12 protein-coding genes are annotated in these 12,290 nt (G+C 56.1%); 11 read left to right on the forward strand and 1 reads right to left on the reverse strand.

The genetic code is table 11. The features are described 5' to 3' along the window. Nucleotides 1-7 precede the first annotated feature (7 nt). Nucleotides 8-574, forward strand: a complete 567-nt coding sequence (rsmD, locus tag ACFFFR_RS09835; protein ID WP_377460007.1) for a 16S rRNA (guanine(966)-N(2))-methyltransferase RsmD — start codon at nucleotides 8-10, stop codon at nucleotides 572-574. Here rsmD and ACFFFR_RS09840 read toward each other — a convergent pair. After that, nucleotides 547-1,356: a spermidine synthase gene (locus ACFFFR_RS09840; RefSeq protein WP_377460009.1), complete on the reverse strand. Its 810-nt coding sequence runs from the start codon at nucleotides 1,354-1,356 to the stop codon at nucleotides 547-549. The genes rsmD and ACFFFR_RS09840 overlap by 28 nt on opposite strands. A gap of 23 nt (nucleotides 1,357-1,379) precedes the next feature. Between ACFFFR_RS09840 and coaD the strand changes: the two genes are divergently transcribed. From coaD to wecC, 10 genes are all read left to right on the forward strand, one after another. After that, nucleotides 1,380-1,856, forward strand: coding sequence for a pantetheine-phosphate adenylyltransferase (coaD, locus tag ACFFFR_RS09845; protein ID WP_377460011.1), 477 nt, complete (start codon nucleotides 1,380-1,382; stop codon nucleotides 1,854-1,856). A 106-nt stretch (nucleotides 1,857-1,962) separates the two neighbouring features. Continuing rightward, nucleotides 1,963-2,514 carry a YceD family protein gene (locus ACFFFR_RS09850; RefSeq protein ID WP_377460013.1) on the forward strand — a complete coding sequence of 184 codons (552 nt, stop codon included), beginning with the start codon at nucleotides 1,963-1,965 and terminating at the stop codon, nucleotides 2,512-2,514. A gap of 41 nt (nucleotides 2,515-2,555) precedes the next feature. Beyond that, entirely contained in the window at nucleotides 2,556-2,759 is a 204-nt protein-coding gene (gene rpmF / locus ACFFFR_RS09855; RefSeq protein WP_377460015.1) for a 50S ribosomal protein L32, read from the forward strand. 39 nt (nucleotides 2,760-2,798) lie between these two features. Further along, nucleotides 2,799-3,539 (forward strand): ribonuclease III, encoded by a 741-nt coding sequence (gene rnc / locus ACFFFR_RS09860; RefSeq protein ID WP_377460017.1) that lies wholly within the window; start codon nucleotides 2,799-2,801, stop codon nucleotides 3,537-3,539. Continuing rightward, nucleotides 3,532-4,506, forward strand: a complete 975-nt coding sequence (mutM, locus tag ACFFFR_RS09865) for a bifunctional DNA-formamidopyrimidine glycosylase/DNA-(apurinic or apyrimidinic site) lyase (protein WP_377460019.1) — start codon at nucleotides 3,532-3,534, stop codon at nucleotides 4,504-4,506. The genes rnc and mutM overlap by 8 nt, the downstream gene beginning before the upstream one ends. 97 nt (nucleotides 4,507-4,603) lie before the next feature. Further along, complete coding sequence (locus tag ACFFFR_RS09870) at nucleotides 4,604-5,749, forward strand: LCP family protein (RefSeq protein WP_377460021.1); 1,146 nt, start codon at nucleotides 4,604-4,606, stop codon at nucleotides 5,747-5,749. Between the two features lie 11 nt (nucleotides 5,750-5,760). After that, nucleotides 5,761-6,945, forward strand: coding sequence for a glycosyltransferase family 4 protein (locus ACFFFR_RS09875; protein ID WP_377460023.1), 1,185 nt, complete (start codon nucleotides 5,761-5,763; stop codon nucleotides 6,943-6,945). A gap of 87 nt (nucleotides 6,946-7,032) precedes the next feature. Then, nucleotides 7,033-8,805, forward strand: coding sequence for a glycosyltransferase family 4 protein (locus tag ACFFFR_RS09880; protein WP_377460025.1), 1,773 nt, complete (start codon nucleotides 7,033-7,035; stop codon nucleotides 8,803-8,805). 27 nt (nucleotides 8,806-8,832) lie between these two features. Then, nucleotides 8,833-10,920 carry an acyltransferase family protein gene (locus tag ACFFFR_RS09885; RefSeq protein ID WP_377460027.1) on the forward strand — a complete coding sequence of 696 codons (2,088 nt, stop codon included), beginning with the start codon at nucleotides 8,833-8,835 and terminating at the stop codon, nucleotides 10,918-10,920. A gap of 86 nt (nucleotides 10,921-11,006) precedes the next feature. After that, nucleotides 11,007-12,251, forward strand: coding sequence for a UDP-N-acetyl-D-mannosamine dehydrogenase (gene wecC, locus ACFFFR_RS09890; protein WP_377460029.1), 1,245 nt, complete (start codon nucleotides 11,007-11,009; stop codon nucleotides 12,249-12,251). Nucleotides 12,252-12,290: the final 39 nt, after the last annotated feature.

The following is a 12,290-nucleotide window of genomic DNA, read 5'->3' on the forward strand; positions in this document are numbered from 1 at the left end:
CAGTCTGATGTCTCGAATTATCGCCGGCCAGGCTGCCGGTAGACGACTCGTCCCCGTCAAAGGGGACCAGACCCGCCCCACGACCGACCGGGTAAAGGAAGCGCTTTTTTCGCGGCTGGAATCGTGGGAAGCATTGAGCGAAGCCCGGGTTGCTGACCTCTTTGCTGGTTCGGGAGCCCTGGGGCTGGAGGCGGCGAGCAGGGGAGCTGCGAACGTTGTCTTCGTGGATAAGTCTCCGGTGGCGTATGCGGCACTGACCGCAAACGTCAAAGCACTTGATTCTGTCCTTGGGGCCGACCTGCGAACCTATCGGCAGAGTGCAGAAACGTTTGCGGTTTCCATGCCAGCCCAGAGCTTTGACCTAATATTTATCGATCCGCCATACGACATGGCCGATCGCAAAGTGAATGAGCTCCTAGAGGTCGCTGCGCCCCTTCTCGCACCGGACGGGGTCATCGTGATTGAGCGGGGCAAACGCGCCGACGCCCCCACTTGGCCCGATTGTATTAACGCGCTCAAGCCACGTACCTATGGGGAAACGACCCTTTACTTTGCTGACCGTCCGCTGACATAGTTCTTTATCTCAGCGGGTCCGACGACTTGACCCGGCTGCGGCCCAGTTTGTTGCCAGAGACTCAAGAAATCCGCCAAGATTTCCGTATCGTTGGTGGCAGCAAGGATGGTATTCCCACTCGATCGGGCGGCTAACACGTCCGGATGCGCGGCCACGGCCACCGACGGAAAATGCGAAGTTATGGTTTTGGTCAGGGACCGGGCGAATGACTGATCAGCCTCATCCCCGATGTTGACCATCAGCCAGCCTTCTGGTGCTAGTACCGCGGATAGGTCCGCATAGAAGGTCGACACCTGTAATTGCGGGGCAGTATCGGCTCCGTGGAAAATGTCGACAATGATCAAGTCGAAGGAATCTGGTGCGCCGGGTAGGCCTGCACCTCGCACCTCTCGGACTGCCTGCGCCGCATCCATGGAAAAACTGTGGCAGCGTGTGGCATCTGGCAGAGGCAGCGCCGAACACATTGCCTCGATGAGCTCTGGTTCGATGTCCACCACGGTGTGCTGCGAATGTGGGTAGCGGACCTGCAGAGCCCGGACCAGCGTCAAAGCGCCTGCGCCCAAGTGTAGGACCCGCAACCTGTCACCAGGTGCAAACGCCGCTTGAATGGCAGCATCGATGCGCTGCAGATATTCGTAGCGAATGGATAGCGGCTGCCGAGGATTTACGTGTGACTGTTCCGCGCCATCAATCATGAGAACGTACGTATCTGTCTCAAAACGATCTGGGACCAATGCCGCTGTTTTGCCGACGTACTTCAGGGGAACTTTCAGGTTTGTCACAGTTTTATAGTACGTTTTGAAGTATGCGTAGAGCCATCTGCCCCGGTTCCTTTGACCCCTTGCACAACGGACATGTTGAGATCATTGCTCGTGCCACTGGCCTTTTCGACGAGGTGATCGTGGCTGTCTCACACAACCCTGCCAAGAACTATCGTTTCGCGGTGGAAGAGCGGATCTCGATTGTCGAGCAGACCTTCTCCGGGCTGAGCGGCATTATCGTCAAACCGATGACCGGGGGGCTGTTGGCCCAATTTGCGCGTGAACAAGGTGCGAACGCGATCGTCAAAGGTTTACGCAACGTGGCTGACTACGAATATGAAGTGCCGATGGCTGCCATGAACCGTCACCTGAGCTCGGTAGAAACAGTTTTTCTAACTGCCGATTCACAGTACACGCCACTGTCCTCAAGCCTGATCAAGGAAGTCCAATCCTTGGGCGGAGACATCAGTGAGTTTGTTCCCCGTGCAGTGCTCAGAGCCTTCAACGGCTCAGACGCCTAACACCCGGTAACCAACAGTGGGTGCCCTCACGGCGCGCCATTTTGGGTGAACGGCCCAAGACAGTTAGAATTGTATGTCGGTCTATGTTCACAAGGAGTGCACTGGCATGAGTTTCCCAGAATCATCAGCTTTCACAGTTGATGTCCGGGACCTAGTTGGTCAACCAGGTTCAATGCAGGAACTCCACGAGAACGTACCTACCCCAGCAGACTTTGGTGCAGGGTTGGTTCAGGTCCCTGAAGGCTCCACGATGGAGCTCGATTTGCGACTCGAGTCGGTCCACGAGGGCATCTTGGTCTCCGGACAAGCTTCAGCTGAAGCTACCGGTGAATGCGGGCGTTGCCTTGATCCACTCAGCATGGATCTAGAAGTTCCAGTCCAGGAACTTTACCTCTACGAACCAGACGAGGTTCTGGATGAGGATGACGAGGAACAGCGCCTAGTCGTTAACGACTACGTGGACTTGGAGCCAATGCTCCGAGACTCGTTCGTCAGCGCACTGCCATTCCAACCGGTTTGCCGAGAAGATTGCCAGGGCCTGTGCGATCAATGTGGAGTCCGGCTGGATGAAAACCCAGACCACCAACACGAGGTGATCGACCCACGATGGGCGGCACTGAGTGAGCTTGGCGATTTAGGGAAACCTGAGTCCAACTAGCACAATAGATTTAACGATCACTACAGAGAAGAGAGAATACTGTGGCTGTTCCAAAGCGGAAGATGTCCCGCTCGAATACTCGTCACCGCCGTTCGCAGTGGAAAGCTACCGCGCCGGCACTGGTGAAGACCGTTGAAAACGGTCGTGTAACCTACTCCTTGCCACACCAGGCAAAGGTTGTCACCGACTCTGCAGGCACCCCACTCTTCATGGAGTACAAGGGCCGCAAAGTCGCCGACGTCTAAGACAGGTACACCAAAAGATTATGTGAGGGGAGAGGCCAGATGAGCCGGAAAGCCGAACGACAGGCGAAAGACGCTCATCAAGCTGCTCCACCTCAAGAACTGCGTGAGCGTCTCGGGATCGATATCGATCTCGAGGCGCTTTCGCATGCTCTGACACATCGATCCTATGCCCATGAGAACCCGGGGCTGGCTGACAATGAACGCCTTGAGTTCTTAGGCGACGCGGTGCTGGAGTACGTCGTGACAGGCCATCTGTATCGGCGATACCCGGATACTTCAGAAGGTGACTTGGTGCGGCTCCGAGCAGCCATTGTGAGCACCAAAGCTCTCGCAAATGTTGCCCGCAAAATCGGTTTAGGTACTTATATTTTGCTTGGACATGGCGAGCTCATGAGCAACGGTCGTCAAAAAGACTCAATCTTGGCCGACACCATGGAAGCGATCTTCGGTGTCGTTTACATCCAAGCCGGTATTGAGGCAGCAGAGAATCTCATCACCGAGCACGTGGTTGCCCTCCTGGATGATTCCGAAGCGATGCTCAACGCCTACGACTGGAAAACCCTCATCCAAGAGTACGTGCACGCCAATCAGCACCAGCACCACGAATACCAGATCGTGGGAGAAGGACCCGACCACAACAGAGTCTTCACTGCCACCTTGTACATTGACGGGAAACCTTACGGTCAAGGTACCGCTACCAGCAAGCGTGAGTCAGAAAAACGGGCGGCTCACGAGAGTTGGAAACAACTCCAACCTGGAGTGACGCCGCCTCATGCCTGAGCTACCAGAAGTTGAGGTGGTGCGCACCGGCCTAAAGAACTGGCTCATGGGCGCCACCATTACAGACGTTCAGGTGCTGGATCAACGATCGATCCGCAGACACCAAGCTGGAGTGGAAGATTTCCTCTCCCAGGTCGAGAACTCGACCATCACCAACATTTCCCGCCGCGGCAAATACCTGTGGTTTACCCTCGACACTGATCATGGTCCGGTGGCGCTGGTAACCCACTTGGGTATGAGCGGACAGCTACTGTTGAAGTCCGGGCAGCAGCGGTACCAACAACTAGTTCAAGATCCAGATCCAGCCCTGGCTGCACAGCTGAAACATCTAAAAGTGCTCTTGACTTGCACCGGAACCGATGGGACATCACTTGAGCTTTGGTTCGTGGACCAACGGATCTTCGGCGGGTTGTTCGTTGACACACTGATCCAAACTGATGATGGGGCGCCAGCCGGACAGGCAGAAGTCGCCGAATCTCTGATCCCAGCACAGATCGCCCACATTGCCCGCGATCCACTCGATCAGCACTTCGACAGTGAACGGCTCTACCGCGCTCTGCGCAAGAAGAATACTGGGCTGAAACGAGCGCTGCTGGACCAATCACTCATCTCGGGGATCGGCAACATCTACGCGGATGAAGCCCTCTATGAAGCCAAATTGCACTACCAACGGCGTACCGCGCACCTCACCCGGAGGGAAGTCACCACGGTGGTCGCTGCCTTGAAAGAAATCTTGCTCCGTTCTTTGGCTGCCGGTGGCACGTCCTTTGACGCGCTCTACGTTGATGTCTCCGGTACCCCGGGATACTTCGCGCGCGACTTGGAAGCCTACGGCCGGGAAAACCAGGCTTGCCGTCGTTGCCAACGAAACGGTGAGCAACAGCTGATCAGGCGAGAAGCGTTCATGAATCGTTCCAGCTACTACTGCCCTAAGTGTCAGCCCCGGCCGCGTAACCGTCACGCTTGAGCGCATTCACGAATCAGAAAATATTCTCCTGCGGTGTAAAGTTGATGCAGACCAGTATCGACCAATTATCAGTGAAGTCTAAGACACGGGAGACGCGTTGCCACCAGCTGACAAGCATGATCACCGGCCACGCCGCACCCGCAGTGTCTATACCCCCAAGCGCCATACCCTGCGCAACGCCTTGATCGCAGTGGGCGTACTCGTCTTGGTCGTTGTTGGTTTGAGCGCCGCGTACTTGAGCGCGCTCTCGAATAACTTCAACGAGAAACGCTCGACGATCGCGTCAGCAATCCCCACGGATCCGGAAGAAGAAGGTCAGCGCCCCGTCAAGGACCCCGGAGATAACTCACTGAACTTCCTCATCCTCGGTTCGGACACGCGCGGGGAAGGCATGGACCAAGCCAACATCAAAGGTGAAGACGGGCAACGTTCAGACACCATGATGGTGATGCACGTACCCGAAAGCAGAGACTCACTGTACGTCATGTCGGTCATGCGTGACTTGTGGGTCGAGATTCCGGACCACGGCACCCAAAAAATCAACGGCGCGCTTAACGCCGGTGGCATCCCCTTGGTCGTACGTACGGTGGAGAATACGCTCGGTTCACGCATCGACCACGTCGTGGTCATCGATTTTGAAGGGTTCAAGTCTCTCACCGAAGCCTTAGGTGGAGTGGACGTCAAGAACGAACACTCCTTCTCCGCGGGACAACGCAATCCCTCATACTTCCCCAAAGGAGAGATCCGCCTTGAGGGGACTGACGCACTACGCTTCGTCCGCGAACGCAAGGCTTTCGTTGACGGTGACTACCAGCGTGTGAAGAATCAACAGGCCTTCCTCATTGGCACCATGTCCCAGTTCTTGAACCGAGAGACCTTGACCAACCCGAACCGCATCTACAAGGTCGTCAACGAATTCAGCCCATACCTCTCAGTGGATGAAGGGCTGGACGCAGCGGCTGTCGCAGGCTTGGGGATGCAAATGTCTGGCCTGCGAACCAACAACATTGAAATGTTTACGGTGCCAAATCTGGGCCCATCGACCGGCCCCGGTGGAGCCTCAATTGTGCTGCCGGATTACGACCGCCTGGAGTCCATGAGCAAAGCCTTCTCGGAGGACACACTCAAAGAATGGCTTGAAGACTACCGGGCGGATGAATCAGCATTCGGCCACGAACCGGGTGAGGAACCAACCGAGTCCCCGGCCCAACCTGCCCCAACCGGTGGGGGAGAACAGAACTAGCCCCAGACAATATGACAAACAATCTGCACATCCTTCTGCTGACCCACTCCTACACACCGGAGGACACAGCACCCCAACGGCGCTGGTCGGGGTTCACCAAATACCTAGTAGCAGTAGGGTACGACGTCAGTGTGGTTGCCCCACAACCTGATCCCGGGCAGGGGGCATGGAAGACCGAAACGGGCGACCACGGTGAACGGATCTACAGGGTCCCTGGCGCCCAGTCAGCGGGGACCCGCACGGGACGCTTGCTGAACAACATCTTGGGTTCTCTGGCCACGATCCCGCGGGCCTTGAGAGTGAAAAACGTTGACATTGTCATCGCAACGGTACCTGCGCTCACCACCGCTCCGACAGGACTGCTTGTCTCGCTGCTGAAACGCCGTCCTTTGATCTTAGAAATGCGGGACGCCTGGCCAGACTTGGCACATGATGCGCAGCTGCCCATGAATTTACTGCGCAAGACCATGGAAGCGGTCCTAGAGTACACGCAGCGCAAGGCTGATGCCGTCATTACAGTCACACAAGGATTCGCTGCACTCCTTAGAAAGCGCGGCATAAGCAACGTGCGTTGCATTCCCAACGGGCTGTCAGATGACATTCTGCAAGTCACCGAGCATCCGGGTGTGCTCAGACACGAAAAATTGCAAGTGCTCTATGTGGGGAACCACGGCGAAAGCCAAGGTCTAGAGACGCTCCTGTCGGCGGCGGCGCTGGCGGCCAAGGACATTGATATGACGCTGGTCGGGACAGGCACCCAAAAGAACGCGCTTATCTCTTTGGCGGAAGATCTTCAGGCACCGGCCACCTTCCTTGATCCTTGCTCTGGTGCTGACCTCCAGGTGTGTTACGAAGCGGCCGATACCTGCATTGTTTCGCTACGCCCAGATTGGCCGTCGTTTCTGCGGACCGTCCCGTCAAAGACCTACGAACTCTTGGCACTGGGCCGTAAGCTCACTGCGGTTCTGAAAGGTGAAGCAGCGGAGCTGGTGAAACGCTACCAACCGGACAGCGTCGTTGCCGCGGACCCAACGCAGATCGCCGCGTACTGGGCAGGACTGAAAGAAAACCCAGAGGAGTTGGTGGTGAGCATTGATCCGGAGTTTGCCGTGCAGGCCTCACCGAGATCCCGTACCGCCAGCTTGATCGCACTGCTGAAGGAAGTCGTGCAGCAGCCACGATCTCACATGCGCTAGCTGTGCCGTGCTTGCATGTCAGAGAACAAATGGGCGATAGGCTAGCTTCGTTGCCCTGCCCTCAGAATCCCTAAGGAACGAACAACCGTGAGCCTCAACATCGAACAAGCATCGGGTGTAGCAAGAAATCTGCTATTGATCCCTTCTGTTCTTGTGACTCGGCTGCAAGCAGACCCGGCCGTGCTGATTCTGTTGGCTTCACGCCGGTTCCCAAGCACAATTACTTTGCCGCTGTTGCGAAATCTTGCACGTGTGTTCAATACCGAACGAAGCTGGTCTCCGGCACTCTATGAGGCTGCAGCCGGCAAGACGGACCCATTGCAGGAACGTGCCGAACAAGCGCTGGAGTTACCCCGCACGGAACGCAATGCTCGCTTCCTGTGCAAACTTGCCGATACCTGCGTCAGTGTCGGCTTGGGAGACGAAGCCCAGCAATTGTTGGATCAGCTGAACAATAAAACGAGCTATGCTCGACGTGCGAAAGCTCGTCTCGCGGCGTGGCGGGGTGAGCTCAGTGACGCGATCGAGCTTCTCGACCCGTCGGTGCCGGGGGAGGGATACCAGCGCAGGCTCTTAGAAGCTGAGTATGCCTCACTTACGACCTCCAGCCCGAAGATCGAAGCTGAACGTGGTTATTCTCCGATCAAGGGGCGCGTCCTGCACGTCTTGACCAACTCCTTGCCACATTCGCGTTCAGGCTACGCTTATCGCACGCAAGCGATCCTTGAAGCCCAACTCGAGGCAGGTCTTGAACCTCAAGCGGTGACCCGTCTAGGCTATCCGGCACTTGTCGGGCAATTCTTTGCACCCAGCTATGACGAGATTGAAGGCATTCGATACTACCGTCAGACCCCGCTGCGGATGCGGCTCGGCTTGGAGGCAAAGCTGCAGCAATCGGCTGAGATGCTGGCTGAACATGTCCGCAGCTTCCGTCCTGCAGTCCTACACACCACGACGCACTATGTGAACGCGTTGGTGGTCCGCGCCGTGGCAGAAGCATTCGGGATCCCGTGGGTGTACGAAGTTCGTGGCCAACTCGCAGACACGTGGGCTTCCAACCGGGGTACTTGGGCGTACGAGACCGAACGATACAAGCTTTTTAACGCTCGTGAGGCAGAAATGGCGCGGACCGCAGATGCGGTCGTCACCTTGGGCGAGCACATGAAACAGAATCTGATCCGCGTCGGTGTCGATCCGAACAACATTTGTCTTTGCCCCAACGCTGTAGGGCAGAGCTACACCGCTGAGCCACACGATACGCACCAAGCCCGTCACGAGCTGGGTCTCGATCCACAGGCACAGTACGTCGGCTCGGTGACCAGTGTGGTCGGCTACGAAGGGCTTGACGACTTGTTGCGGGCTGCTGCCTTGCTGGCGCCTGAGTTTCCGCGACTGCGAGTGCTTATAGCCGGTGACGGTGCAGCACTAGAGAGTTTGAAGAACCTAGCCGCATCCTTGGGAATTGCTGATCGTGTCCAGTTTGCCGGTCGGGTGGAGAAGAAGCTTGCCCCGCTCTACCAAGCTGCACTGGATGTTTTCGTGGTGCCACGCAAAGACACGTTGGTTACTCGTTCGGTAACACCGCTGAAATCGGTTGAGGCATCGGCACTCGGGAAACCGGTGATTGTCAGCGATATCCCAGCACTGCATGAGGTTGTCAAAGACCAAGAAACCGGTCTTGTAGCGACGGCAGAGAACCCGGAGAGTTTTGCGCGAGCGATCGCCGAGCTCCTTGAAAACCCAGACACAGCGGGCCGACTCGGTTCCGCTGGGCGCGAGTGGGTCTTGGAGACACGCACCTGGACCGTGAATGCCGGAACCTACCTTGGTCTTTATCGTCAGCTTGATGCCGTAAACTGAGCTTCTTCTGACGCTGAAAGGACGCTAATGCCTACGATTACACCCATCAAGCCACAAAAGGACATAGGCGCTGGTTTTAGACCGGAGATTCAAGGACTGCGAGCCATTGCCATTGCGGTGGTACTGCTGTTTCATCTCTGGCCCAACCGCATCACCGGTGGCTTCGTAGGTGTAGACGTTTTCTTCGTCATTTCCGGCTATTTGATCACCGGACACTTATTCAAGGAGCTCCTGCAAACGGGAAAGATCAGGCTGGGACGGTTCTGGTCTCGACGGATCCGCAGATTGCTGCCCTTGTCCTTCACCGTCTTGATCTTCAGCTTCATCACCATGTTGCTGCTCATGCCGGGCACCACGTGGTCCACGAATATCCGGCACATCGTTGCTTCGACGCTGTACGTGGAGAACTGGGCGTTAGCTTTTGACGCCGTTGACTATCTTGCCCAAACGGATGAGGGCAATATGGTTACCCACTACTGGTCGCTCTCCATTGAGGAACAGTTCTACGTCTTTCTGCCGCTCATCTTGTTAGCGGCGGTGTTCCTCGCCACGATGCGAGCCAAGCACAATACCGTGAACTACCGAACCGTCGCTCTCACGGTCTTGACTATTGTCGGGGTAGTGTCGCTGGCGATCTCGGTGATCTTCACCGCACAAAATCAGGCTGAAGCCTACTTCGTCACACCCACCAGAATGTGGGAATTCGTGGTCGGTGGCGTGATTGCCCTCTTGGGCGTCCAAATCCACGGCAAACTCGGCAACACCTTGGGGTGGCTCGGTGTCACCATGATCCTTGCGGCAGCGTTTCTCTTTGATGGCAACTCGCCGTTCCCGGGTTACATCGCCTTGCTGCCGGTACTGGGAGCGGGCCTGCTGCTATGTTGCGGTTCCGACAAGCCCGGAACGGGCGTTTACTGGTGGGCCAGCACCAAACCCGCACAATGGTTGGGGGACTGGAGCTATGCGGTCTACCTCTGGCACTGGCCGCTGATTGTGCTGGCACAGTACCGGCTGGATGAATTCCTGTGGCACCACAAAGTGGTTGTGCTCGTGCTCTCACTGCTCTTGGGTTGGGCTTCCAAGCACCTCATTGAGGACCCTGCTCGCTTTGCCCCCAAACTCCAAGGAACAAAGCCATCGTTGGCCATGATGCTGGCTGGCATGGTGGTGATCAGCGGGTCTGTCTTGTTGATCCCGTCCCAAATCATCGCCCAGGAAAACACCCCACAATTGAGCCAGGAAGACCGTTGCTACGCTTCCGGCGCTCTGACCAATAATTGCGAACCATTGGAGGGCACCAGCGGACCGTATCCGAATCCGGCTACCGCTATGGCGCAGAACCGGGATTTCTCGTTCATGGAATGTCAGGCTGCCGTTGACGCCAACGAGAATCCAGACTGCGTGCTCGGTGAAGACGGCAATGAACCTGCCAATGCCGTCATCATTGGCGATTCCCACGCCACAGCCTGGCTCCCGGTCATCGACCAGTTAGGTAAAGACCATGGCCTCCGCGTCAAGACCTTCACCCGCAGCGGTTGTACTCCGATCGATTTAGAACGGTCGTCCACGGGCAATGCTGGCAAAGAAGCGGACATCTGTACTGAGCATGTGAAAGATGCGTTCAAGTTTGTCGAAGAACACGACGAGATCAAGTACGTCTTTTTCGCAGCCTCACCAGTGGATCGTCCTTACGTAGGACCGGATGGTGAAAGGGACGAGAAACACGGAGTCAATCGACTCGTCCAAGTCTTCAAGGAACTAGAGGCAAGCGGTAAAGAAGTCGTCGCGTTTGAAGAGGTTCCTCGGTTCGGAGAAAAAGTACCGGTCTGTTTAGAAGCTCATCCTGACGATCCTATGGCGTGCACCCGTTCTGTGAAGAATGCGTTCAAGACCAACTCCTTCATCACGGAGGCCATGAAGCAGAATCCTGCTGGCGTCGCGTCGGTGTCGGTGCGTGACCAGATTTGCGATGATGAGAAATGCTACCCCGTCTTGGGTACCGTGATGACCTATCGGGATGGCTCCCACCTCACTGAGCTCTTTGTTGAGTCGCTGTACCCGGTCGTGGAGCAGCGTTTACGTGATCAAGGTGTGTTTCCTGCAACTAAAGACTGAAAACACGGTGCCTAATTGCCATCCGTGCTCATAAGCGCACTAAACTATCTACTGTCTATTCAGAAGAATGAGGAAGAACGACTTAAATGCGAGACTTCAAAACTGTAGCCACGATTGGCCTTGGCTACATCGGTCTGCCGACTGCAGCTATCTTGGCCAACAACGGTCTGAAAGTTGTCGGTGTTGACGTAAACCAGAACACCGTGGATGCAGTCAACCGCGGAGAGGTTCCTTTCGTTGAACCGGATCTGGCTGAATTCGTCGAGAAAGCCGTCAAGGATGGAAACCTCTCGGCCAGCACCGAAACTCCGAAAGCAGACGCGTACATTGTCGCTGTTCCGACTCCCTTCAACGACGACAAGACCGCCGATTTGGGCTACATTGAGGCCGCTATTCGGGGTATCGCGCCGCAGCTTGAAGGCAACGAGCTGATCATTCTCGAATCGACCTCACCGCCAAAGACCACTCAGCACATGGCTGACTACTTGGCAGAGCAGCGTCCGGACCTCGACATGGATTCGATGCTCATTGCTCACTGCCCGGAGCGTGTGCTGCCAGGTCGCATCATGATCGAGCTTGCCACGAACGACCGTATTGTTGGCGGCCTCACCCCGGCAGGCGCGGAAGCAGCTAAGAAGCTGTACTCTGCGTTCTGCACCGGCGAAATCCTGCTCACCGACGATGTCACCGCCGAAATGGCAAAGCTGGTGGAGAACTCCTACCGCGACGTGAACATCGCGTTCGCCAATGAACTGTCAGTGATCTCTGACAAGCTTGGGATCAACGTGTGGGAGCTCATCGAGCTGGCCAACCACCATCCGCGTGTCAACATCCTGCAGCCGGGCCCAGGTGTAGGTGGACACTGCATCGCGGTAGACCCATGGTTCATTGTTTCTGCCCTGCCTGAAGAATCTCAGCTCATCAAACAAGCCCGTATGGTCAATGACGCCAAACCAGCTTGGGTGATCGAACAGGTCGAGAAGGCACTTGAGGAATCTAAGTCCGCCAAGGTTGCCGTTTTGGGCCTAGCGTTCAAGGCAAACATTGACGACCTGCGTGAATCCCCATCGATTGCGATTGCTCAAAAGCTCGCGACCGATCTGCCTGAGACCGAGTTCCTGATTGTGGAACCACACGTCGAAGAGCTACCGAAGCAGCTCAGCGCCTTCAAGAACGTCGAATTTGCTGACATGAATGACGCTGTCAAGAACGCAGACATCGTCCTGCTGCTGGTCGACCACGAGAAGTTCGCAGAGATCGACAAGGCAGCTTTGGCTGATAAGACTGTTATCGACACTCGCGGATTCTGGGACGAAAAGAAAAACGCGTAACCTATAATCCAATGGTCTGAAGGCCGGTCAGGAATTTTC

It is taken from the genome of Micrococcoides hystricis (genome assembly GCF_042434215.1).
In the GTDB taxonomy this organism is placed as follows: Bacteria; Actinomycetota; Actinomycetes; order Actinomycetales; family Micrococcaceae; genus Micrococcoides; species Micrococcoides hystricis.